The organism is Phreatobacter sp. GW821-FHT04C01 (assembly GCF_059420385.1).
The window spans coordinates 87,022-111,030 of sequence record NZ_JBWKTP010000001.1; the positions used below are offsets into that span (position 1 = coordinate 87,022).

A 24,009-nucleotide genomic window follows, 5' to 3' on the forward strand; every position below is an offset into this window, starting at 1 on the left:
CCATAATAGTGATCAAGGGCTTTTCTGATCCAGGCCATGATGGTCGCTCTCCCGGAGGCTGCGCGGCGGAGGGGAACAAAACGTACCCGATGCTCGATGCAACCCGCGCCTCAGTCAATTGGAACCATGTTCCGAATGTTCGGGCGGCGAGAGAACCGCATCGTGCAATTGCCGCCGGATGATGGAAAAACAGTTCTCGGCGATTTTCTCCAGAGATGGATTTTCTTTGACGCGAGATATTCACGATTGCTTTCTTCTGCCATCGGTCGCCCGACGAGATGATTGTTTTACCACCAGGATTTGACTTGATCTCGGCAGCCCCGCGGGTGTTCCCTCCCGGCTGGTGATCACGGCAACAGGCAGCGTTTCGCTCATGGCCAAAACACATCCCGCTTCGGGTTCCGTCATCAGGCTGCCGAGCGACACGGCGGATGCCGCGTGGCATCGGCTGCGCGCCGAGGCCGACCAGATCGCCGCCGGCAATCCCGAGCTCGCGACCTTGATGCTCCGCACCATCGGCCACGCCAAATCCTTCGAGGATGCGGTCGCCCGGCGGATTTCGGCGCGGCTGGCCAATGCCGATATTCCCGCCGACATCCTGCTGGATGCCTTCACCGAGGCCTTCAAACATTCCCACGCCATCGGCACCGCCATGCGGGCGGACGCGGCGGCGGTGATCGATCGCGACCCGGCGGCGAGCCGGCTCGCCGATCCCGTGCTGTTCTTCAAAGGCTTCCATGCCATTCAGACCCATCGTCTGGCCCATTGGCTGTTCGGTCAGGGACGCCGTGACTTCGCGCTCTATCTGCAGAGCCGCTCGTCCGAAGTGTTCCAGGTCGACATCAATCCGGCGGTGCCGATCGGCCGCGGCATCTTTCTCGACCATGCGACCGGCCTGGTGGTCGGCGAGACCGCGGTCATCGAGGACGATGTCTCGATCCTGCAGGACGTGACGCTCGGCGGCACCGGCAAGGAGACCGGCGACCGGCACCCCAAGGTCCGGCGCGGCGTGCTGATCGGCGCCGGCGCCAAGATCCTCGGCAATATCGAGATCGGCCGCTGCGCGCGGGTTGCCGCCGGCTCGGTGGTGCTGCACGCGGTGGCGCCGAACACGACGGTCGCAGGTGTGCCGGCAAAACCGGTCGGATCGGCCGGATGCGCCGAACCGGCCCGCTCGATGGACCAGATTCTCAGCCGCGAGGCCTATGAATCCTTCGTCTATGTGATCTGAGCCGCGCCAAGCGTCACAAGGCCTGGACCCGCGTGACACGCGGGGCTGTCGCCATTGGACATCATCAAGGATCATTCGCCGATGTGCGGCCAAGACCCTCGCCATAGCCATGGCGCCCACCAGCACGAGCAAGAGCACGAGCACGGCCATTCTCACGACCACGGCCACGACGACCGCTGGAAACACGACGGCGTCCGGGTCATTCCGGGCGATCAGCTCGACACCAATGTGCCGTCGACGCCGGGCATGAATCGCGCCGCGGCGATCAATTTCGCCCGGGTCGGCGCTCAGAAGCTGTGGGCCGGCACGGTGACGATCCAGCCGGATGCCAAGACCGGCGCGCATCACCACGGCCACCTGGAGAGCGTCATCTATGTGGTGCGCGGCCGCGCCCGCATGCGCTGGGGCGAAAATCTGCAATTCGTCGCCGAGGCGGGGCCCGGCGATTTCATCTTCGTGCCGCCCTATGTGCCGCACCAGGAGATCAATGCCAGTCCGGACGAGCCGCTCGAATGCGTGCTGGTGCGCTCGGACGGCGAAGCGATCGCGGTCAATCTGGAGATCGAGCCGGTCGAGAAACCCGAAAACGTACTCTGGATCGACCCGATCCATCGGGGCTGACCTGCGCTCCCCGCATTGGTGCGGCGCAATAGCGACCCCTATGTCCCCAGCTCCAGATACCGCCCGGCCGCCTTGGCCGCGGCCTCCAACCGACGACAGGTTTCCCAATGAGTCATGACGCCAGCGCTTTGTTCACGCCGTTCAAGATCGGCGACCTGACCCTGCCGAACCGCCTGGTCATGGCGCCACTGACCCGCAACCGGGCGACGCCCGGGATCGATGCGCCGAACCGGCTCAATGTCGAATATTACGTGCAGCGCGCCTCCGCCGGTCTGATCATCAGCGAGGGAACCCAGGTCTCCCGCCAGGGCCAGGGTTATGTCTGGACCCCCGGCCTCTATAGCGATGAACAGGTCGCGGGCTGGCGCGCCGTGACCGACGCCGTCCACGCCGCCGGCGGCCGGATCTTCGCCCAGCTCTGGCATGTCGGACGCATCTCGCATGTTTCGCTGCAGGCCGGCGAGGCGGCCCCGGTAGCCCCCTCGGCGATCACCGCCAAGTCGAAGACCTATATCGAAACCGGCTTCGCCGAAACGTCGGCGCCGCGCGCGCTGGAAACCGCGGAGATCGCCGATGTCGTCGCCGACTTCGCCAAGGCCGCCGACAATGCGCGGCGCGCCGGCTTCGACGGCATCGAGCTGCACGGCGCCAACGGCTATCTGATCGAACAGTTCATCAAGGACGGCACCAACAAGCGCACCGACCAATATGGCGGCTCGATCGAAAACCGCGTGCGCTTCCCGCTCGAAGTGGTCGACGCCGTGCTGAAGGCCTTTCCTCGGGAGCGCGTCGGCATTCGCCTGTCACCGGTCAGCCCGGCCAATGATGCCTCGACCAGCGATCCGGCCGAAGTCTACGGCCACCTGGTCAAGGAGCTCGGCAAGCGCGGCATCGGCTTCATCCATGTCGTCGAGGGCGCCACCGGCGGCCCGCGCGACAATGCGCCGTTCGACTATGCCGCGCTCCGCAAGGCCTTCCCCGGCGCCTATATTGCCAATAACGGCTATACCCGCGAGCTCGCCATCGAGGCGATCGCCGAGGGCCGGGCCGATGCCATTGCCTTCGGCAAGGCCTTCATCGCCAATCCGGACCTGCCGGAGCGGCTGCGCGTCGGTGCGCCGCTGAACGAGGTCGAACGGGCCACGCTCTATGGCGGCGACGCCAAAGGCTATACCGACTACCCGGCACTGACCGAAGCCGCCGAGTAACTGTCCGGGCGATGAGCGCGGCACGGCCTGCCGCGCTCATCGCAGGCCCGCGGCGCTCAGGTGTCGTCGCCGGCGGGCTCGGCACGCGCCTCGCCTTCGCTCTTGCCCTGACGCCAATAGGCGACGGCCAGATGCTGGCTACGCTCGAGGCCGAGATCCTGGCGCCAATAGCGCCGGATCGCCTTGACGGTGGCGGCCTCGGCGCCGAGCCAGCCGAAACATGTGCCCTGCTGCGGCCATTCGACCGCTTTGACACGCTGCTCCAGCGCCGGCGACTGGCCGGGCGCCACGCCATTGCGGTGCAGCCAGACGATGTCGATCGCCGCCTTGCAGGCGATCGGCTGCTCGTCGCGGCCGTCTTCGACCTCGATGAAGGCGATGCCGCGTGCCGTCCCGGGCAGGCCTTCGAGCAGCCGCGCCATGGCCGGAAGCGCCGTCTCGTCGCCGGCGAAGAGATGCCAGTCGGCGGGCTGCAAGCGGCTGCCGCCCGGCCCGAGCATGCCGACCACCTGGCCCGGCTGCACCCGCGCCGCCCAGGCCGAAGCCACGCCCTCGTCGCCATGCATGACGAAATCGACGTCGAGTTCGCCGGCGGCGGCATCGACGCGGCGCACGGTATAGGTGCGCGAGCTTGGCCTGCGGCCTTCCGGCGGCCAGGCCGGACGACCGTCGCGGCCGGGCACCGGCCATTCCGGCGCCTCCAGTCCGGCCGGCGGGATCAACAGCCGGATATGCAGGCTCGGCGAATCGTACCGGCCGAGATCCGTGCCGGAAAAGGTAATGCGCCTGACATGCGGCGTCACATCGGCCCAGCCCTTCACCCGCATTTCGCGGAAGCTCGGCAGGACCGTGCCGCCGCAGCCGTCGCCGGTCCAGACGATCTCCGGCTTTTCCGCGGCCGCAAGTTCGGTCAGCCGCTCGGCCAGGACGAATTTGAGCGTGGAAAGCGCCTCTTCGTCGCGCGCCTCGGCGCGCATCAGCAGGCTGTCGGCCTCGGCGCGCATGGTGGCGAGGCCCCAGGGCAATTCGGCGCGGCCGGTCCGGGCGTCGCAGGTCGCGGTGAACAGGTCGAACTTGGCGATATCGGCGCAGAGCGCGGCGATATGAGCCTCGGCCGCGAGCGTTCTGACCCGGGCTTCCGAAATGAGAATGGCCATGATGCACTCCGATGTCGCAACCAGTGCGCTGTTCGTCAGGCACTCCCGTTGCTGTCATCAAGGCGCATAGCGAAGTCAAAAACAGCGTTCAACGGCTATCTTCTGGAATGATTTCAATTCGAAATCACCAAGTCATTACTTTGGAATAATACTATTCTGAATGATCGGGTCGATGACATGAAATGACGAGGCCAATTACGATCCGTGCCGGCCGATGCCTGCACGGACCGATGATACCCGGCCCGGCAGCCGGCTCAGGCGGAGACGGGCCGATCGGCGTCGTGCGCGACGCTGATGACCGTCAGCCGGTTGGGGTGGCCGCCCGGCCCGACCCATTCGAAGGACTGTCCCGGCGAAAGGCCGATAAGAGCGGCGCCAAGCGGCGTCATGACCGAAACCTTGCCTTCGGCAATATCGGCCTCGGCCGGAAAGACGAGCTGCACGCGCCGCTGCTGGCCGCCATGGGAGGTGAACTCCACCGTCGAGTGCATGCCGATCGCATCGCGCGGCAGCGCGTCCGGCGCGACGATGCGGGCGCGGTCGAGTTCGGTCAGCAGCGCCTCGGCGACCGCCGGCGAGCGATTGAGCGCATCATTGGCGAGCGCCGACAGCCGCTGATGGTCGAACTCGCTGACGACGATCGGGGGCAGGGCCTGGGTATGGGGGGTCGGTGTGGATGTGTTCATGGTCAAAACCTTTGGGGGGAATATGATTGAGGGCGCCGCGGCGGGACGCCGGCGGCAGTCGACCTCGGCTCGCTTCGCGCAAGGGCGGAATTCGAGCGGATTTGTCGTGCGGGATATGAAACCGCGCCCCGTCTCGGGGCGCACGCACGCCGAGCCGGGGCTAGGCGCCCAGCATGAGCTTCGCCCGAAGGGAAGCGTCTCGGTCAGCGGCGAACAGATGTTTCATGGCGTTGAATCTGGCGTGTCCGCCGCGTTTGTCAAGTCTGGCTGCAATCGGCCCCTGGCCCGGGCCGGACAACCATCGGCGGGGGGCACGGACGGCGCGGCCGGAAACGGCCGCCGGACAGAAGGAAGGCCGCCTTTCGGCGGCCTTCGATAGGCTCTGCGCGGAACAATTGAAGGGAGGTGCGAAATTCGCCACCCGGACCCTCGGAGAGGATCGATCAGCGCCGGCCCGGAATCGAGCCGCCGTTGCGCACACAGGACTGGTACATCGCGGCGCGGGTGCGCGAGATGCCCTGGTCGTTGCGGTCGCCGGGCACCGCGTCGACGACATCGTGCATGCACTTGGAAATCACCTGCGGATTGTTCCGCTGCCTTGCCGAGCGTGACTGGGCGTCGGCAGTGCTGACGAAGATCAGGACGGCGCCGGTCGACAGGGCTGCGATGGTCATCAGGGACTTGAAGGTTGGGCGAGCCATTTGGTCCTCCTCTTGGCGTGGCGACCTCATGAAGCGCTGGAATGGAACGGACTTCGATCAGGCAATACCTGAGCTCCGCTAGCAATAAATACCCAGGCGGCCTCAGGTAATGACCCGAGGACCGGCACCGGAAATTGTCGGGCATCCCATCCGCCATTCGGTCCGGAGCCGGCCATGGAGCCGGGATCGGCAATGACAGGGGGGCGGGGCGGACATGGCGCCGGCGCGCGGCGCGGCCGCGGGGGGCGAATGGCGCCGGGCGGTCGAAAGCCTAGAATTCGACCAGCTTGTTGCGCACCGCATAACGGATGAGATCCGCCATGGATTTCGCGCCAAGCTTGCGCATCGCGGTCGCCCGATGGGTTTCCACCGTCTTGACGCTGACGCCGAGCTGGGTGGCGATGCGCTTGTTGCTGGCGCCCTCGGCGATGAGTTGCACGGTCTCGCGTTCACGGCTGGTCAGGTGCGCCACGGATGCGGGGCCGCCGATGAAGCTCGCCAGCATGGCTTCGGACACACGGTCGGTGAAATAGGGGCGTGACATCGACAGGGCGCTGACCGCCTGGAGCAGATGCTCGTCGGCCTCGCTCTTCAGCAGGAAGCTGCGGACGCCGGCGCGCAGGACGTCGCGCATGAGGTCTTCGCTGTCATGCTGGGTGAACATCAGGATCTGGATCCGCGGCAGGACCTTGCGGACCTGCTTCACCACTTCCAGGCCGTTCAGCCCGGGCAAGGAATAGTCGATGATGGCGATATCGGGCTTTTCCTGGATCGCTAGGCGCACGGCTTCGAGGCCGTCGGCGGCCTCCGCGCAAATGTCCCAGCTGCCGCGCGATTCGAGCAGGCTTCGGATGCCGCGACGAACAATCTCGTGGTCTTCGGCCAAGAGTACCCGCGCCATGACGATGCTCCTACCCGCGACGCAAATGGCTCGTCGTTGCCGACCGGGCTGCCGTTTGCCGGGGCCGCGTCCGCCTCGGCCGGTGTCAGGGGCACGCCACGCGCGCCGATCCGGACAGACCGTGAGAGCCGCGCGCCCTCATCGATGTAGCAACCGCATGGCGGCATCGGGTTCGACGGCGCCCAAGCCCGGCCGCCTGTGTCGCCGGCACTCTGTCATGGCACGAACCCGGCCGGGGCCGGTCCGTGTCCGAAGCCGCCGGTTCGGCCGAACAAGGGGAAGCCGCCTCGTGGCGGCCTCCAGTTGGGAGGTCTCCGATGGCCGGGCACCGCAGGGCTGGACGCCCGTCGGCTCGCAACAGCGATTCCGGCGGCGTCTTGTCAGCGTCGGCCGGGGATCGTGCCGCCATTGGCAACGCAGGATTGGTACAGCATGGTGCGGCTTTCGGCGACGCCGGTATCCTCACGCGAACCGGGAACCGCGTCGACGACGTCATGCATGCATTTGGACTGGATCACGGCATTCGACCGGTTCGGCACCGTTGCCGACTGCGCGTTGGCGCTGCCGGCGAACAGCATGACGGCTCCGACGGATCCGAGCGCGAGCGAAGACAGAGACCTGAGAGCGAGACGAGCCATGTGGTCCTCCTTTGGGGTTGGCACGACCAATGAAGCTCTGAAACCGGTTCGCATCGATCAGGCGATACCCGAGACCGGCTGAGAATATTCCTGAGCAGGCGGCAGGGGATCTCCTGAGAAGCCTTGCGGCGACCGACGCCGCCGCCTGCGGGCGACCGGCTTGCACCGATACTCTAGAAAACCTCTAAGCTATTGATGTTGCGTCCATAATCTTCTCCGGTGTAAATGCCCCGGTCATTCCGGTTCCGAGCTCATGAACGTGGCCGATTCCGTCAGCCTTGCCGACGACGACCTGCTGAACCGTGCGATCGAGGCGCATTATGCCGAGATCAAAGCCGCCGTGCGGCGGCGCGGCCATTCCCGGTCGACCGCGTCGGACGTGGTGCATGACCTCTATATCAAACTGGCCGAACAGCCCGATGTGCTGAAAGGCAAACGATCGATCGGCGCCTTTCTTTGCCGCGCGGCGATCAATCTGGCGATCGACCGGCTGCGCCGGACCCGCTTCGAGGAACGGCTGTTCTCCGGCACGGAAACCGAAGCGCTGACCGTCGCGGCCGATACCGCCGCGCCGGACCATGGCCTTGAGGTCGAAGCGCGCCTGATCGCACTGCGCGACGCCATCGGCGAACTGCCCGCCCGCCGGCGCGCGGTGTTCATCCTTCACCGTCTGCATCGGATGACGCCGGACGAGATCGCCCGGCGCCTCGGCATTTCCCGAAACATGGTCGACCGCCATTTGCGGCGGGCGCTGGCCCATTGCCTCGATCGTCTGTTCCAGATGGATTAGGAGTCCTCCGGCGAGGGGCTCATTCGTCTCCTTGTTGACGAGACATGTCGGTCGGGAGCCGCGATGACGGCCAGGGAAACAGCGCGGACACGGCAGCGGCGCCACAGGCAGGCGGCCGACTGGTTCCTGCGCAACCAGGAATCGGGCCGGACGACCGATGCCGCCTTCCTGGCCTGGCTGAACGGCGATGCCGGCAACAAGGCCGCCTATGAGGCCGCCGAGCGCATGATGGGCGAGGCGCGCGGCGCCATCCTGACCGATCCCGCGCTGCGGGACTTCGAGGTCGAGGCCGGCGGACGGCGGGTCGGCCCGGTGATTCTTTCGGCCCTGGCGATCGGGCTTGCCGGCAGCCTGTTCCTGCTCGCCGACGGCCCCATGCGGCTGCGCGCCGACGCCATGTCGGGCACCGGCGAGATGCCGGTCATCACGCTGGCCGATGGGTCGACCCTGCAGCTCAACGCGTCCTCGGCGGTGGCCTATGACTTCACCGCCACGGCGCGGACCGTGACCTTGCTGCGCGGCGAGGCCTTCTTCCAGGTCGCCCGGGACATCGGCCGGCCATTCGTCGTCGCCGCGCGGGGCGGTCGCATCACCGCGCTCGGCACGGCCTTCGACGTCCGCCTCGGCGATGACGCGACCGATGTCACCGTCACCGAACATGCGGTCACGCTGACCGCATCCGGGCCGATGGTGCGGCTGGAGGAGGGCCAGCGCGCGGCCTACCGGCCCGACGGGACCATCGGCGAGATCCGGCCCGCCGACATGCTCGCGACCCTTGCCTGGCGCCGCGGCCAGCTCGTCGTCGACAACGCGACCGTGGCCGAGGTCGTCGCCGAAATCGGCCGGCATTTCCGCGGCCGCATCGTGATCACCAGCGCCGCGCTGGCCGAACGGCGCGTCAGCGGCAGCTTCGCCATCGTCGATACCGCCGCCGCGCTGGCCTTCCTGGAGCAGAGCCTGGGCATATCGTCGCTCCGGCTCGGCCCGCTGATCCTGCTGCGCGGCTGACCGCCCACATTTTCCGGGCGCCGCGAGTCCTCGACCCGGACCCTCGTTCGTCACCCCAGTGAGCGGCCCATTCAGGGCCGCATCGCGGATCGAGACGCGACGCCTTGAACGTCGCTGCTGGGGGCATTGATGGTGACGAGTGAAGGAGCGATGCGCGGGCGAGCGCATCATACGGGGCATCTGCGTCTCGCCCTGCTGACCGGCACGATGCTGGCGATGTCGGGCCTTGCGCCGGCCGGCGCCCAGACGAGGACGACCGCCCCGATGGCCGCGCGCGCCATTGCCGTGCCCGCCGGCCCGCTGACGCCGGCGCTCAATCGCCTGGCCGTCCAGACCGGCCTGCAGATCCTGTTCGACGCCAGATTGGCGACCGGCAAGGCGACGCGGGGCGCGCAGGGAAACCTGACGCCGGCCCAGGCCCTGTCCGCCGTGCTGGCCGGGACCGGCCTGTCGGCACGCTCGGCCGGCGTCAATGCGGTCACCATTGTCGGCGCGGCCGGCGCGGCCGCCGGCGCCACCCCCGACGGGGCCATCGCCCTGGATACGATCGACGTCTCGGGCGGCCGCGGCCCCTCGGCGGCGGACGAACCGTTTCAGACCCCGGGCTCGTCGGCCCATATCTCGCGCGAGCAGATCCAGCGTGTCCCGCCCACCTCGCTCGGCGACATGTTCCGCGAGACCCCCGGCGTCATCTCCGCCGGCGGCCGGACCGGTTCGGGCCTCAACCTGAACATTCGCGGCCTGCAGGGCATGAACCGGGTGGCGACGCTGGTCGACGGCACGCAGCAGAGCGGCTCGCAATATATCGGCTATCGCGGCCAGACCAGCAGCGTCTATATCGATCCCGACCTGATCGCCGGAATCGACATCATCAAGGGGCCGAGCGACGGCCCCTACGGTTCCGGCGCCATGGGCGGCGTGGTCAATATGCGCACGCTGGAGGCGCGCGACATCGTCCGGCCCGGCCAGACCTATGGCGCCCGCCTGATCGCCGGGCTCGGCACCAATACGGTGGCGCCCGCCATCGGCTCGACCTCGGTGCGCACCGATCGCGACGGCTTCTTCAACGGCGCCTCCTTCAACGGCAGCCTGGCCGCCGCGGTCATGACCGACCGCTACGAGTTCCTGACCGCGGTGTCGCGCCGCCGGTCCGGCAATTATTTCGCCGGCACGACCGGTGCGACGACCTTCACCAGCTATCCGCCGTTTTCGGGACCGACCCAGGTGCCGCTCTCGCCGATCCGGCCGGGCCAAGAGGTGTTCAACACCTCGGAGGATTCGCTGTCGATCCTGACCAAGGCCAAGCTGATCTTCGGCGAGGGCCAGTCCCTGGAATTCGGCTTCACCCATTACGAGAACCGGCGCGGCGAGATCAACGACATCGATCTCGTCTACAGCAACTGGTTCGTCGCCCGGCAATATAACCTCAGCAAGACCGCGACCAACACGTTCACGCTGCGCTACGCCTATGATCCCGGCGACAATCCCTATCTGAACCTGCGCGCCAATCTCTGGTTCACCGATTACAAGAGCGACCGCTATTCCGCCGGCACCGTGCTGAACGACCTGAGCGGCATCCTGCCGATCCAGACGCTTGGCAGCGAGGTCTGGAACCGCTCGCAGTTCCGCACGCCGTTCGGCCGGCTCGACCTCGATTATGGCGTCCAGCTGACGCGCGAGGCCGCCTATGGCCTGGATTTCGGCATGCGCAATTACCCGGGCGTCGGCTGGCTCTATAATGGCGCCGACCCGGGCGGCACGCGCTTCACCGGCGGCCCGTTCAGCCGGGCGAGCCTGAAGCCCACCGACTGGCTGACCCTGGCCGGCGGCCTGCGCTACGACTATTACAGCCTCGACGGCAAGGACCGGCCGCTGTCGCAGATCGAAACCGCCCATCAGAGCGCCGGGCGCCTCAATCCGACCGCCAGCATCACCATCGAGCCCTGGCAGGGGCTGCAGGTCTTCGGCCAATATAGCCAGGGCTGGCGCCCGCCGAGCCTGCGCGAAACGACCTTCCTGCTGGGCGGTCCGGGCGCCATTCTCGGACCCAATCCGAACCTGAAACCCGAAGAGGCGCGCAATGTCGAGTTCGGCGCCAATGTCTCGCGCAACGGGATTTTGACCGACAATGACCGGCTGCGGCTGAAGATCGCCTATTTCAACAACAATTACGACAATTACATCGTCCGGCTGCGCGACCCGCAATTTCGCTTCAGCTATATCTGGGGGAATATCGAAAAGGCGAAATTCGAAGGCTACGAGATCTCCGGCAGCTATGACGCCGGCCTGATCTTCGTGCAGGCTGCCTTCAATCTCTACACCAACATCAAATATTGCGCGGCCGGCCAGCCCTGTACCGGCCTCGGCATCGGCACCGACTATGGCGCCAATTACATTCCGCCGAGATATTCCGGCAGCGTCACGCTGGGCGCGCGCCTGTTCGACGAGGCACTTGTCCTCGGCACCCGGGTCACCTTCGCCGGCGAACGCGCGGGGTCGGCGCCGGGCGCGTTCATCCCGGCGACCGTCTGGCCGGCCAGCACGGTGGTCGATCTGTTCGGCAGCTACAAGATCAGCGAGAATCTCAAGCTGAACGTCAGCGCGTCCAATATTTTCGACCGCTATTACCTCGAACCGCTGACGATCTCGTCCGTCCCGTCGCCGGGGCGCACGGTGAAGGCCGGCATCGAAGCGCGCTTCTGAGCGATCGCGCCGAAGGCCGGGGCCCCATCGCGCGGTCCCGGCGGCTTAAGGACGAGGCGCGCGGCCGCGGCACGCGCCCCGCTCCCTGCCCGGTCGCGCTCTGCTCTCGGGCTCTGTCCAAACGACCGCGAACCATGCCGTGGGCCGGGCGATGCCCGCCGGATGGGGGTCTGGCGGATATGGTCGAATGACATAATCTGCGGCATCGGCCCCTGCCCGCTCCGGCGGCGCGGCCAGGCGAGACTATTAAAAACGACGAACCCCTGGCGCGTGGACATCATCGCCTCGCGCGCCTAGGGAAGAGCCTCGAACCGTCAATTTTTCAATTGATCCGCAAATTCGTCACATAATCCAACCCGAGAGCCTTTCGAATGTCCGCCGCGCCCACCGACAGCGACATGATCTATCCGATCCTGACCCCACCTGAATCGGGCCAGGTCATCGAGGTCGCGCCGGGCATTCTCTGGACGCGGCTGCCCTTGCCGTTCCGGCTCGATCACGTGAACATCTATCTGATCGAGGATGGCGACGGCTGGGCGGTGCTCGACACCGGCATCGACGACGCGGTGACCCGCGCCGCCTGGGAAGCGCTGGTTGCGGGCCCGCTGAAGGGCCGGCGCCTGACCCGCCTGATCGTCACCCATTTCCATCCCGACCATATTGGCCTGGCGGGATGGCTCGCCGAGCGCTTCGAGATCCCGCTGGTCACCAGCCAGACCTCCTATCTCAGCTGCCTCAACATATCGCTCAGCCCCAATGCGCTCGATGCCAAGCTCTACCGGGACTTCTATCTGAGCCACGGGCTCGGCGCCGAACTGACCGAGCTGGTCGCCACCCAGGGCAATGAATATCTCCATATGGTCGCCAATCTGCCCGGCACCTTCCTGCGCATCGTCGGCGGCGACACCATCACCATTGGCGGCCGGACGTTCTCGGTCCTGGTCGGCGACGGCCATGCCGCCGAGCAGGTCATGCTGCATTCGCCGGCCGACAAGATCCTGTTCGTCGCCGACCAGGTGCTGGCCAAGATTTCGCCCAATGTCAGCGTCTGGGCGGTCGACCCGCATGGCGATCCGCTCGGGCTGTTCATCAGGTCGCTGCGGCGGCTGCGCTCAGAGATCCCCGAGGACACGCTGGTGCTGCCGGGCCACCAGCTGCCGTTCTACGGCATTCACGTGCGCAGCACGCAGCTCATCGCGCATCACGAGTCGCGCTGTTCGGCGCTGCTGGAGGCCTGTCGCGAAGCGCCGCGCTCGGCCGCCGACCTGATCCCGATCATCTTTCCGCGCAAGCTCGACGCGCACCAGACGAGCTTCGCCTTCAGCGAAGTGCTGGCGCACGTCAATTACACGCTGAACCAGGGTGAGCTGGTGCGCGACGGCAAGCGTGGCGGCGTCGAATATTTCACCGCCGGCTGAGCCGTGCCCGATCAGGCGGCGGCCTCCAGGCTCGCCTCATTGGCCTTGAGAACCACGGCGTGATCGAGCGACAGCACGATCTCGACCATCGATCCCGCCGGCCGTTCATCGATGATCTGGCCACCGGCGACACGCATTTCGATCGGCCCGAGGCCATCGGCCTCGACCCGGGTGATGGTGTGCGTGCCCTGGTAGATATGCGAGATGACCTTGGCCGGGACCACATTGGCCCGCGGCCTCGACGCGTCGGCGATCGCGATGTTTTCCGGCCGGACGAAGACGCGGACATCCTCGTCGTCGTTGGGCATCACGCCGGACAACCCTTCGGCGGTCAGGGTCAGCGATCCCGGGAAGCCGAATGACATGGACGTGCCCTGGCGCCGCAGCCGGGCCACCGGCAGGCGGTTGATCTCGCCGATGAACGAGGCGACGAAACCGTTTGCCGGCCGGCTGTAGAGCTCCAGCGGCGCCGAGATCTGCTGGATCTCGCCGCGGCTCATGACCACGATGCGATCCGACATGCTGAGCGCCTCGCCCTGGTCATGGGTGACGAAGATCGTCGTCAGCCCGGTCTTTTCGTGCAGTTCCTTCAGTTCGAACTGCATTTGCGTGCGCAGGTTCTTGTCGAGCGCCGACAGGGGCTCGTCGAGCAGCAGCACGCGCGGGCCGAAGGCAATGGCGCGCGCCAGCGCGATGCGCTGCTGCTGGCCGCCCGACAATTGCTTGACCCGGCGTTCGCCCATGCCCGACAGCTTGACCATGTCGAGGGCACGCTCGACATCGCGCGTGATGGTCTGCCGGTCGAGCTTGCGCATGCGCAGGCCGAAGGCGACGTTGTCGAACACGCTCATATGCGGAAACAGCGCGTAGTTCTGAAACACCATGCCGGTGTCGCGCAGGTGCGGCGGCACATTGGTGACGTCGCGGCCGTCAATGTTGATCTGCCCCGAGGACGCCGCCTCGAAACCGGCGATCATGTTGAGCAGCGTGGTCTTGCCGCAACCGCTCGGCCCCAGCAAGGTCAGGAATTCGCCGCGCCGGATCGACAGCGACACCTGCTTGACGGCGGTCACCGCGCCGTAGCGCTTGGCGACATTGTTGATCTCGACGGCGTTTTCGGGTTGCTTCTTCGGCAGGGCGGCCTGATCGGTCACGTTGCTTCTCCCGTCTTCTTCAGTGCGACTCGATCGCAAGAACGCGCTTCAATCCCAGGACCTTGTCGACGAAGAACATCCCGAGCGTCGTCGAAATGATCAGGATCGACGAAATCGCGGCGATGGTCGGGTCGGTATATTCGCGAACATAGGTGTACATCGCCACCGGCAGCGTCTGGGTCGCGTAGCTGGTGACGTAGAGCGATGCGGTGAATTCGGTGAACGACAGGATCGCGGCGACGATCCAGCCGCCGACAATGCCCGGGACCAGCAGCGGCAGCGTGATCTTGCGCAGGACGTTGACGGGCGAAGCCCCCAGATTGGCGGCGGCGCGTTCCAGCGAGGTATCGATATTGGCAAGGCTCACATAGACGCTGCGGGTGACGAAGGGCAGCACCAGGACGGCGTGGGTCAGGATGACGATGGCATAGCCATTGGTCAGGTCGAGCATCGAGCCGAGCAGCAGGAAACCGAAGCCGGTGGTGAAGCGCGGAATGATCAGCGGCGAGGACAGGACGAAATCCAGCAGGTTCCGGCCGATGAAGGCAAAGCGGTTGGTCACATAGGCCGCGGCGATGCCGACCAGCGAAGCCAGCGTCGAGGCGAATACCGTGACGATGATGCCGTTGTAGAACGAGGTCCGGAAATCCTCATAAGCGAAGGCGCGTTCGTACCAGCGCAGGGAAAAGCCCTGCGGCGGGAATTTCAGCACTTCGGTCGGATTGACCGAGGTCATGATGACGACCACCGCCGGCATCGTCAGAAACACCAGGATCGCCGTGACCAGGATCCAGAACAGCGTCTTTTGCACGGCCGATCCCTCCCTATTGCTGCGCCACGCGGCGCTCGAGGCGCGACACGAACGGTTGAATGACGGCCAGGCTGCCGACCGCGGCGATGAAGGCGACCACGCTCAGCACGGCGGCCAGCGGGAAATTGAATGACGACAGGCCCTGCAGGTAGACCAGGTTGGAGATCATCAGGACCTTGCCGCCGCCGATCAGCTGCGGCGTGGCGAAGGCGCTCATCGTCCAGGCGAAGATCACCACCGTTCCCGCGATGATGCCGGGCATGGTGAGCGGCACCGTGACGCGCCAGAACACGGTGAGCGGGGCCGCGCCGAGATTGGCGGCGGCCTTCTCATAGTCGCGGTTGACGTGCCCGATGGCGGTGGCCAGCAGGATGATCATCACCGGCATGGAGAAATGCACCAGCGCGACGACGACGCCGAGCTTGGTGTACATGAACTGGAACGGTTTCGAGATCAGCCCGAGCGCCAGGAGGCCGGAATTGATGAAACCCTCGGTGCCGAGCACCAGCATCCAGGCATAGGTGCGCACGATTTCGCCGGTGAACAGCGGCGTGATCGCCAGGATGACCAGCAGGGTCCGGAGCCATTCCTGCCGCGTGCGGACCAGCGCATAGGCGACCGGATAGCTCAGCAGCAGGCAGAACACCGCGGTCAGGAAGCTGATCAGGAAGGTGTCGAGGATCACCCAGAAATAGAGCGGGCGGCCGATGCGGGCGAAATTGTCCAGGGTGAAGCCGCCGGTATTGAGCGAGCCCGGGACGAATTCGCGGAAGCTGTACTGAAACACGCTGGCAAGCGAGGCGACCACCGCCAGGCCCACGAGAATGCAGGGGGTTACGAAGAACCACCAGATTTGACGATCTGTCATCGAACGGCGCCTTGTCTGCCGCTCCGCCCTCGAGCCGGGCGAAGCGGATCTGCGTTTGGCCGGCAAATCCCGTCAGCGGGTCATGTTTTCGGTGAACCAGGACTTCCATTCGGGCAGCAGCTTGGCGCGAATCTCGTCGTCGACCAGGATATGTTTCTTCAACTGGTCCTCGGTGGTGACGATGCCGGGCAGCGCCGCCAACTCGGCGCTGATATGCGCCTTGCCGGTCATCGGCGAGCACCGGTAGATGTCGCAGAGCTTCGACTGGACGTCGGGATCGAGCGCGGTGTTGATGAATTCATGCGCGGCATCCGCCATGCGCGTGCCGGCATTGATGCCGATCGCGTCGATGCCGACGACGCCGCCTTCCTTGGGCACCACCAGCTTGATCGGAATGCCGAGCTTCATCTGGTGATAGGCATTGATCGACAGGATGACCTGGACCGGGGTCTCGCCGGTCTTCATCAGCTCCTGCGAGGTCGCGTCCGACTGGTAGAAGGCCTTGATGCTGGGTTTCAGCCGCTCCAGGAGCGGCACGCCCTTCTGCCAGTTCCTGGCATCGCCGCCCGACAGCAGGGCCGCGACGATGATGATGTGGCTCGGGTCGAAATCGGGCAGGCCGAGCTTGCCTTTCACCGGCTCGCCCCAGAGGTCGCTCCAGCTGGCCAGCGAGAAGCCGGCCGGCATCAGGTCGGTGCGGAATGCCGGGGTGAAGACGTAGGAATAGAGCCCGACATGGAAGGGGCTGCGCAAGGCGGACCCATAGGCGTCCTTCAGATTGGGAACCTTCTGGGTGTCGAGCGGCTGGAACAGCTTGTCGGCGACGTAGAGATGGGCGACGTGGCTGGTGGTCAGCGTCAGGTCGGCCTCGGGCCGTCCGGCCGCGACCTTCGCCTTGGTCAGCCGGTCCATGGTGCCGCCGGTGATGAAGTCGACCTGCAGGCCCGCGCGCTTGGTGAATTCGGTGGCGATGGCCTCCTTGGCGCCGTCGCGCCAGTTGCCGCCCCAGATGCTGACGACGATCCGGCGCGCCTGCGCCGTCGCAATGTTCGGGCTGGCCAGCACGGCGGCGGCGGCCATCAGGCATTGTCTGCGTGTCGGCATTGTCTTCCCCTGGTGTTGGTTCCGCGCAAGGTCACGGGTTTCCCCTCCCAGCGTCGGCCTCCGCATCTTTTTGGCGCGCCGCCGCGCATTCTCGGCCGGCGGCGTTTCGGCGGCAGCGTCCGCCCTCGGGTGAAACCGTAGCACGGCGCTCTTGTTGTATGCAATATCGTCAAAGATGTATTCTCGATCGAATCTACTGCATACCCAGAAACCATTCGGTCACGCCGAGGCCGCGGCCCGGCCTTCGGCCGTGGCCAGCAGAGGCACCGGTTTGCGGTTGTCGAAAAAGGCCACGCGCTCCCGTCGGCACAGGCAATCCGGGCGGATAGCTCGCGCGCGGGTTCGCGAGACCGGCCTTCGCCACGTCGACGGGAGTAGCGCGCATGGCTGAATGGCAGATCCCCGGAGCTGAGCGGGCTGGCCTGGGCGCACACCGCGGCCGCCGGCCCAAAACCGCGACGCGACGGGCTTGCCGGCCATGGCGTGGTCAGGCCGGCGGAACCGGTGGCGGCCGGGCTGGCCGCAGGCTACAGCACCTGCGCCAGGAAGGCCTGCAGGCGCGGGCTGGCGGGGCTGGCGAAGAACCGCGCCGTCGGCGCCTCTTCGACGATCTCGCCCTTTTCCATGAAGATGCAGCGATGCGAGACGCGGCGCGCGAAGCCGAGTTCATGGGTGACGCAGACCATGGTGATGCCGGTCGATGCCAGGTCCTCCATGATGCGCAGGACCGAGCCGACCGATTCCGGGTCGAGCGCCGAGGTCGGCTCGTCGAACAGCATGATGCGCGGCTGAAGGCAGAGCGCGCGGGCAATCGCCACCCGTTGCTGCTGCCCGCCGGAGAGCTCGCCGGGATATTTCCCGGCCTGATCGAGCACGTTGACCTTCTGGAGATATTCGCGCGCGACCTCGTCGGCCTGCGCGCCGGGCATGCGCAGCGCCAGTTTCAGCGCGAAGGTGCAGTTGGCCAGCACGGTCATGTGCGGAAACAGGTTGAAGTTCTGAAACACCATGCCGAGCTCGCGCCGGACCCGGGCGATGCTCGCCGGCTTGTCGACCAGCGCGATGCCGTTGACGTGGATCGTGCCGGAACTGTGCTGTTCGAGATGGTTGAGGCAGCGGATGAGGCTCGATTTGCCGGAGCCCGAGGGGCCGCAGAGCACCAGGATTTCGCCGTTGGCGACCTCGAAGCTGATATCGCGCAGGGCGTGGAACGGCCCGTAATATTTGTTCAGGGCGCGGACCGAAATGGCCATCGGCGCGGCATCCCCGTCGGTCGTGCCTGATTTCATCAACATGCCTGTATCCATGGGACGGCGACTTTCCACGGCCTGGCCGGTCCGAAGGCGGACGCCGGTCATTGCCTGACGAGATGACGATTGAGCCGGCGGTCGGCGGCGTTGAAGGCCAGCCGCATGACATTGATGATCGACCAGTAGATCGCCGCCGCCGTGACCAGGGGCGTGAAGGGGTCATAGGTGTAGTCGAACACCGTGTTGGCGGCGGCGGTGAGGTCGACAATGGTGATGGCGCTGACCGCCGAGGTGCTCTTGATCATGATCAGCAGCTCGTTCTGATAGGCCCTGAGCACATAGCGGGCGGCCATCGGCAGGCGCAGCCGCAAGAGCGTCTGGCGCGGCGTGAGGCCGAGCGCACCCGCCGCCTCGATGGTGCCGGCCGGCACCGCGGCGAGCCCGCCCCGGACGATTTCGGCCATGTAGCCCGAATGGGTCAAAGTCAGGCCGAGCCAGGCACAGACATAGGCATTGGAGAACAGGACCCACAGGAAGGTGTCGCGGATCACCGAAAACTGCGGCAGGCCGCTATAGATGAGATAGAGCAGGACGAGGCTCGGAACGCCGCGGAAGAACCCGATATAGGCGGCCGCGGCGATGCCGCCGGCGCCCGGCTTCAATCGGGCCAGGGCGATCGGGATCGACAGCAGCAAGCCGAGGACGAGGACCGGCAGCAGGACGATGAAGGTCGTCGCCGTTCCCGCGAGCAGCGTCGGCAGGCTCTGCCAGGCAAGCGCTACATCATAATGCACGGGCTGCCCCCGACGCTGCGACGGGCTTCACGCCGCGGTTCGCCCATTTTTCGATGCGCTGGGCGGTGAAATAGGTCAGCCCGGTCATGGCGAGGAAAAAGGCCGAGGCGAGCATGTAATAGACGAAGGGCTCCTTGGTGACGCCGGAGGCGAGCCGTGCATAGGCCATGATTTCCTTCAGCCCGATCAGCGAGATCAAGGCGGTGTCTTTCAGGACGACGATCCACATGTTGGTCATGCCTGGCAGGGCGAGCCGCAGGACCTGCGGCAGGATCACCTGGAACCAGGTCGACAGGCGCGGGATGCGCAGGGCCTTGGCCGCTTCGAATTGCCCCGGCGGGACATTCAGGATGGCGCTTCTGATGAGATCGGCGAGATAGGCGCCATAGACCAGGCCGAGCGCCACGACCGCGGCCATGAACGGGCTGACCTCGACCTTGACCTGCAGGCCGGCGAGCCCGAACAGGCTGCCGATCATGCCCGACCCCGCGTAATAGAACAGGAAGGCGACCAGCAGCGACGGCACCCCGGTGAAGATCGAGGCATAGACCTGCCAGATGGCTCCGAGCACCAGCCTGCGCTTGAGCGTGGCGAGCGCGAAGAGAGTGCCGATCAGCAGGGCCAGCAAATAGGCGAGCACGGCGACCTGGATGGTCACCAGCGCGCCCATGCCGAGCTGCTGCACGAAGCCCATCAAAGGCATCGGGATCACCATGTTGTGGGGAACTGAAACCTATGGCGTGCCGGCCTTGGCCGGGCCGCGGCCAGCGGTGCCGCGGCCGCCGGCGTCCTACCGGCAGGCGGCCTCTTCCGGCAGCAATTCCACGGTCATGAATTGCCGGCGCAGCCGGGTGAAGGTGCAGTCGGCGATGATCGTGCCGAGCGTCGCGTTCATCCGCTCCATCAGCGCCGTGCTTTCCTTGCGCGCGAGCCAGCTCGAACCCTGCTCGCCGCCGCCGGTCCACAGATCGCCGCCGGCGAATTCCCAGCCCTGGCCGGCGGGTTTGGTCAGGAATTCATTGGTCCAGCTGATCTTGGGCCCGAGCGTCATGTCGAGGCGTCCGGCCTGCAGGTCGAGGCGGATCTGATCGGGATTGTCGTAATAGACGACCTCGACGGCATTGCCGAACTGCTCGGTGACATATTTCGCCTGGGCCGAGCCGCGCTGCAGGCCCATGCGCACGCCCCGCAGTCCTTCGCGGGTAAAGGCATAGGTCCGGCCGGAGCGCACCACATAGGAATCCGGATTGAACAGCACCGGCCGGCCGAACAGCACCTTGGCCAGACGTTCGGGCAAGGGCTTGGTCTGGCTGACCACCGCGTCGAGCTTGCTCTGCAGCAGCGCCGGAATGAGCGCCTTGAAATCCATCACGACGATTTCGCATTCGACATTCATCCGCCGGCACATTTCACGCGCCAGCTCCGGTTCGAGCCCGGTCAATCGCCCGCTGGGATCGACCATGCTGAAGGGCGGGTAGCTGCCCTCATTGCCGAGCACCAGCTTTTCCGCCGAGGCCGACCAGCTCACGCCGGTGGCGAGCGCGACGACGGCCAGTCCTCGCAGAAACCCTCGAACGCCCTGAATCATGTCTCTCCCTCCCTCTGCCTGAAAAACGCACGACGGATCCCGGGCCGCTCGTCGAGCAGCTCCTTCGGGCCTCGTCGGCCTTCGATGCGACATCGTCAGTTGGCGGCATCCGCTGGCCGGAAACCCGACCGGGGTGCACGGCCCCTATGGCCCCGCGACGCCGTCTCACCCAGGCTTTCCCAAGGTCGCGGCATCGTCATTTGTCAGGAGCGTATACCAGGTTATTTTTAATGTCTACAATAGAATTATGATTGCACACAATTTCTGCGAGCAGCGCTTTCGGCTGGTTATGGAAGCGGCAATTATTCCCTCGCACGACGGGAGACGCCATCCGATGCCGGCAAGATGGCTTAAGCCGGCGGCACAGGCCTTCGGAACGGGAGGCCGAAAAGACCGCCCGGCGCGAAAGCCTCAGCCATGAAATCGGCGAACAGCCGGACCGCCGGCCGCATGTTCTGCCGGCGCAGGCGCAGGGCGACCACGTGCACCGGAGCCGGGCGCTCGGAAATGGCCAGCGCGGAAATGCGCCTGCCGTCATAGCTCAGGTCCCGGCCCGGCAGCGCATTATGGATGGTATAGCCCTGGCCATGGGCGACCAGGCCGCGGATCAGCTCGGGCGAGCGCGAGCGATAGGCGATCCGTGGCTCGGCTCCGCAGGCCAGGAACAGATTGAAGAAATAGTCCCGCGAAAACGGCAGGTCGAGCAGGATGAACGGCTCGCCGGCGACCTCCTTGAGGCTGATCTCGGTGCGTCCGGCCAGGCGGTGATCCGCCGACACGAGGATGTGGGGCGGCAATTCGGCCAGCCGTTCGCCAAGGATTTCGTCAGGCACCGCATAGGCATAGGCCAGCGCGAGCTCGAGCCGCCCGCTGGTCAGCCCGTCCATGATCTCCTGCTGGTTGCCTTCTTCCAGGCTGACCGAGATCCCCGGCATGCGGCGCGCGAATTCGGCCAGGAGGCCGGGCATGAAGCGCGCGGCGAGCGTCACGAAACTGCCGATCGCGATATCGCCCGAGAGGTCGGCGCCGAGCGATTCCGCGCTTCGGGTGAAATCGCGCGCATGGCTGAGCAGGAGCCGCGCCTCGTTGACGAAATGCCGGCCGGCCGCCGTCGTCGTCATGCCGCGCGCATGGTGGCGAACGAACAAGGGGACGCCGAGCCGGGCCTCGACCTGGGCGATCGCGGCGGAAATCGACGGCTGGGAAATGTTGAGCAGTTTGGCGCCGCCGCTGATGCTGCCCGCCTCGGCTGTCGTGACGACGTAATGCAGCATGCGCAGCGATATCTGCATCAGCTTTTCCTATTTAGATCCGCAGATAAAATTATTTTACCGATGCAAGCGGCGGGATCAATATCGGCGTTGAAACAGGCTCCCGAAGCTCCGGAACCCGCACGTTCCGGATCGCTTACCGGCGGTTGCATCCATTTGGCGCCACACCACCGGCGCCGACCAAAAACGACAGGGAATTCTCGCTCATGACACCCCAGGCACAAGCAGCCGCGCAGCACGAGGACCGGCCGCGGTTTCGCTATGACGGCAATGGATCGCTCGCCCGCATCGGACTGATCTTCATGGCCTCCAGCGTGGTGATGGAATCCGAGATGTGGGCGATGGCGGCCGAAGGCGTGTCGATCCACACCACCCGCATCAAGCTGCCCAAGGTCACCGTCGAGGGCATCGAGGAGATGATGAACGCGCCGCAGCTCGAGGAGGCGGCGCGCCTGCTCGGCTCGGCGCCGATCGACCTCCTGTGTTTTGGCGGAACCAGTGCGTCGTTCCTGCACGGCACGGCCTATGACCATGCGCTGACCGCGAAGCTGAAGACCTGGGCCCCGGGCAAGAAGATCAATACCGCGTCCACCGCCAGCCTCGCGGCGCTCGCCGAGATCAAGGCCGGACCAGTGGTGCTGGCCACCCCCTATGTCGACGAAATCCACCAGCGCGCCATCCGCTTCCTGGAAGAGAACGGCCACAAGGTGCTGCGCCACCGCAATCTCGGCATCGACAAGGACACGGCGCTCGCCGAGGTCTCGCTCGAACAGGTCTATGACCTCGTCAAATCGGTCGATCATGCCGATGCCAGCGCCGTCTTCGTCAGCTGCACGAATTTCCGCACCGCCGGCGCGATCGAGGCCCTGGAGACCGCGCTCGGCAAGCCGGTGATCTCGGCGATCCAGGCCTCGTTCTGGCACAGCCTGAAACTGACCGGGGTCAAGGGCGCAAGGCCCGGCTTCGGCCGCCTGATGCGCGACGTGACCGCGTGACGCCACGGGCCGGCGCCCGGCAGCCGGCCTCCTCCTTCAAGCCGTGCCGACAGGGTCCGACATGACCGAACAGACAGATGCTGGCGCCGCCCCTGGCGCCAAGGCCGGCGGCGCCGGCGAACCGGCCCGGTCAAACCATGGCGCCGTGCTGTTCTACAGCGAGTTCGACGATCCCGAGACCTGGGGCGAGGCGTTGCGCGCCAATCTTCCGGGGCTCGATTTCCGGGTCTATCCTGATGTCGGCAATCCCGAGGACATCCGGCACGTCCTGGCCTGGAAACCCTTCCCGGGCTTTTTCGCGCCGTTCCGCAACCTGGCCCAGGTGGTCAATCTGGGCGCCGGCATCGATTCGCTGGTCGGGCGGACCGACCTGCCCGACGTTCCGATCTCGAGGCTCTCCGATCCCGGCATGGTCGCCCTGATGCGCAGCTACGTGCTGTTCGCGGTGATCCGTTATGCCCGCGACATCCCGAGCTTCGAGCAGGCGCAGCGCCGTGGCGAGTGGCGTTATATCCATCCCCGTCCGCTCAACCGGATCAAGGTCGGCGTGCTCGGCCTCGGCCATCTCGGCGCGGCCGTCGCGACCGGCCTCGCCGAAGCCGGCTTCGACGTCCGCGGTTACGATCACGCGCCGAAGACGATCCAGGGCGTCGCCTGCCACGATGCCACGACCGACCGGGCGGCGTTCCTGTCCGAGGTCGAAATCCTCGTCAACATGATGCCTCTGACGGCCAAGACCAAAGGCCTGATCGACCGCTCGGTGTTCGACGCCCTGCCGCGCGGCGCCAAATTCGTCAACGCCTCGCGCGGACCGGTGGTCGACGAGCCGGCTCTGGTCGCGGCCCTGCGGTCGGGCCAGGTCGGCGGCGCGACGCTGGATGTCTTCTGGGTCGAGCCACTGCCGGCCGAGCATCCGTTCTGGACCATGGAAAACGTGCTGATCACGCCGCATCTGGCCAGCATCACCGTGCCGGAAGCGGCCGCCCGGGATGTCGCGGAGAGCATCCGGCGCGTCAGCGCCGGCGGCGAGCCGCTCCATCGGGTGGACCCGCAGCGGGGCTATTGAGGCGGGAAGGGCTCAGGCCGATATGGGCCTTCGGTCGTTGACGTTC

At 66.1% G+C, this 24,009-nt stretch carries 23 protein-coding genes; 9 read left to right on the top strand and 14 right to left on the bottom strand.

Translation table 11 applies throughout. From position 1 onward, the window contains the following. Positions 1-373: 373 nt before the first annotated feature. The 3 genes from cysE to AC07WJ_RS00465 all read left to right on the top strand — a co-directional run bounded on the left by cysE (position 374) and on the right by AC07WJ_RS00465 (position 3,060). The gene (gene cysE / locus AC07WJ_RS00455; protein WP_494932560.1) at positions 374-1,231 is read left to right on the top strand and encodes a serine O-acetyltransferase; all 858 of its coding nucleotides are present in this window, start codon (positions 374-376) and stop codon (positions 1,229-1,231) included. A gap of 81 nt (positions 1,232-1,312) precedes the next feature. After that, positions 1,313-1,852: a cupin domain-containing protein gene (locus tag AC07WJ_RS00460; protein WP_494932561.1), complete on the top strand. Its 540-nt coding sequence runs from the start codon at positions 1,313-1,315 to the stop codon at positions 1,850-1,852. Between the two features lie 107 nt (positions 1,853-1,959). Continuing rightward, positions 1,960-3,060: an alkene reductase gene (locus tag AC07WJ_RS00465; protein WP_494932562.1), complete on the top strand. Its 1,101-nt coding sequence runs from the start codon at positions 1,960-1,962 to the stop codon at positions 3,058-3,060. Positions 3,061-3,116: 56 nt separating this feature from the next. Here AC07WJ_RS00465 and AC07WJ_RS00470 read toward each other — a convergent pair whose 3' ends face one another. The 5 genes from AC07WJ_RS00470 to AC07WJ_RS00490 form a co-directional block, all read right to left on the bottom strand. Continuing rightward, on the bottom strand, positions 3,117-4,217 hold the full coding sequence (locus AC07WJ_RS00470; protein WP_494932563.1) for a DUF2218 domain-containing protein: 1,101 nt from the start codon (positions 4,215-4,217) through the stop codon (positions 3,117-3,119). Positions 4,218-4,471: 254 nt separating this feature from the next. Further along, positions 4,472-4,903: a nucleoside diphosphate kinase regulator gene (gene rnk / locus AC07WJ_RS00475; protein ID WP_494932564.1), complete on the bottom strand. Its 432-nt coding sequence runs from the start codon at positions 4,901-4,903 to the stop codon at positions 4,472-4,474. 443 nt (positions 4,904-5,346) lie between these two features. After that, positions 5,347-5,604 (bottom strand): hypothetical protein, encoded by a 258-nt coding sequence (locus tag AC07WJ_RS00480; RefSeq protein WP_494932565.1) that lies wholly within the window; start codon positions 5,602-5,604, stop codon positions 5,347-5,349. A 271-nt stretch (positions 5,605-5,875) separates the two neighbouring features. Then, positions 5,876-6,505 carry a response regulator gene (locus AC07WJ_RS00485; RefSeq protein ID WP_494932566.1) on the bottom strand — a complete coding sequence of 210 codons (630 nt, stop codon included), beginning with the start codon at positions 6,503-6,505 and terminating at the stop codon, positions 5,876-5,878. 380 nt (positions 6,506-6,885) lie between these two features. Beyond that, entirely contained in the window at positions 6,886-7,143 is a 258-nt protein-coding gene (locus AC07WJ_RS00490; protein WP_494932567.1) for a hypothetical protein, read from the bottom strand. A 253-nt stretch (positions 7,144-7,396) separates the two neighbouring features. On the opposite strand from AC07WJ_RS00490, the gene AC07WJ_RS00495 reads away from it, so the two are divergent. The 4 genes from AC07WJ_RS00495 to AC07WJ_RS00510 all read left to right on the top strand — a co-directional run bounded on the left by AC07WJ_RS00495 (position 7,397) and on the right by AC07WJ_RS00510 (position 13,062). Beyond that, positions 7,397-7,933 carry an RNA polymerase sigma factor gene (locus AC07WJ_RS00495; protein WP_494932568.1) on the top strand — a complete coding sequence of 179 codons (537 nt, stop codon included), beginning with the start codon at positions 7,397-7,399 and terminating at the stop codon, positions 7,931-7,933. A 63-nt stretch (positions 7,934-7,996) separates the two neighbouring features. Beyond that, positions 7,997-8,941 carry a FecR family protein gene (locus tag AC07WJ_RS00500; RefSeq protein ID WP_494932569.1) on the top strand — a complete coding sequence of 315 codons (945 nt, stop codon included), beginning with the start codon at positions 7,997-7,999 and terminating at the stop codon, positions 8,939-8,941. Between the two features lie 129 nt (positions 8,942-9,070). Then, complete coding sequence (locus AC07WJ_RS00505; RefSeq protein ID WP_494932570.1) at positions 9,071-11,644, top strand: TonB-dependent receptor; 2,574 nt, start codon at positions 9,071-9,073, stop codon at positions 11,642-11,644. 371 nt (positions 11,645-12,015) lie between these two features. Continuing rightward, positions 12,016-13,062: an MBL fold metallo-hydrolase gene (locus AC07WJ_RS00510; RefSeq protein ID WP_494932571.1), complete on the top strand. Its 1,047-nt coding sequence runs from the start codon at positions 12,016-12,018 to the stop codon at positions 13,060-13,062. Between the two features lie 11 nt (positions 13,063-13,073). Here AC07WJ_RS00510 and AC07WJ_RS00515 read toward each other — a convergent pair whose 3' ends face one another. The 9 genes from AC07WJ_RS00515 to AC07WJ_RS00555 form a co-directional block, all read right to left on the bottom strand. After that, the gene (locus tag AC07WJ_RS00515) at positions 13,074-14,216 is read right to left on the bottom strand and encodes an ABC transporter ATP-binding protein (protein ID WP_494932572.1); all 1,143 of its coding nucleotides are present in this window, start codon (positions 14,214-14,216) and stop codon (positions 13,074-13,076) included. Between the two features lie 19 nt (positions 14,217-14,235). Continuing rightward, positions 14,236-15,027 (bottom strand): ABC transporter permease, encoded by a 792-nt coding sequence (locus AC07WJ_RS00520; RefSeq protein WP_494932573.1) that lies wholly within the window; start codon positions 15,025-15,027, stop codon positions 14,236-14,238. Positions 15,028-15,040: 13 nt separating this feature from the next. Beyond that, a complete protein-coding gene (locus AC07WJ_RS00525) occupies positions 15,041-15,895 on the bottom strand; it encodes an ABC transporter permease (protein ID WP_494932574.1) in 855 nt (284 codons plus the stop codon). A gap of 72 nt (positions 15,896-15,967) precedes the next feature. After that, on the bottom strand, positions 15,968-16,999 hold the full coding sequence (locus tag AC07WJ_RS00530) for an ABC transporter substrate-binding protein (protein WP_494932575.1): 1,032 nt from the start codon (positions 16,997-16,999) through the stop codon (positions 15,968-15,970). Between the two features lie 527 nt (positions 17,000-17,526). Continuing rightward, positions 17,527-18,288 carry an amino acid ABC transporter ATP-binding protein gene (locus AC07WJ_RS00535; RefSeq protein ID WP_494933800.1) on the bottom strand — a complete coding sequence of 254 codons (762 nt, stop codon included), beginning with the start codon at positions 18,286-18,288 and terminating at the stop codon, positions 17,527-17,529. 65 nt (positions 18,289-18,353) lie between these two features. After that, positions 18,354-19,043, bottom strand: a complete 690-nt coding sequence (locus tag AC07WJ_RS00540) for an ABC transporter permease subunit (protein ID WP_494932576.1) — start codon at positions 19,041-19,043, stop codon at positions 18,354-18,356. Next, the gene (locus AC07WJ_RS00545; protein WP_494932577.1) at positions 19,033-19,746 is read right to left on the bottom strand and encodes an ABC transporter permease; all 714 of its coding nucleotides are present in this window, start codon (positions 19,744-19,746) and stop codon (positions 19,033-19,035) included. The genes AC07WJ_RS00540 and AC07WJ_RS00545 overlap by 11 nt, the downstream gene beginning before the upstream one ends. Positions 19,747-19,833: 87 nt before the next feature. Beyond that, on the bottom strand, positions 19,834-20,631 hold the full coding sequence (locus AC07WJ_RS00550) for a transporter substrate-binding domain-containing protein (RefSeq protein ID WP_494932578.1): 798 nt from the start codon (positions 20,629-20,631) through the stop codon (positions 19,834-19,836). A gap of 350 nt (positions 20,632-20,981) precedes the next feature. Next, on the bottom strand, positions 20,982-21,923 hold the full coding sequence (locus tag AC07WJ_RS00555; protein WP_494932579.1) for a LysR substrate-binding domain-containing protein: 942 nt from the start codon (positions 21,921-21,923) through the stop codon (positions 20,982-20,984). Positions 21,924-22,108: 185 nt separating this feature from the next. Here AC07WJ_RS00555 and AC07WJ_RS00560 point away from each other — a divergent pair, with 185 nt between their 5' ends. Next, entirely contained in the window at positions 22,109-22,897 is a 789-nt protein-coding gene (locus tag AC07WJ_RS00560) for a maleate cis-trans isomerase family protein (RefSeq protein WP_494932580.1), read from the top strand. Positions 22,898-22,958: 61 nt separating this feature from the next. Then, on the top strand, positions 22,959-23,963 hold the full coding sequence (locus tag AC07WJ_RS00565; RefSeq protein ID WP_494932581.1) for a 2-hydroxyacid dehydrogenase: 1,005 nt from the start codon (positions 22,959-22,961) through the stop codon (positions 23,961-23,963). The last annotated feature ends 46 nt before the right edge of the window (positions 23,964-24,009 follow it).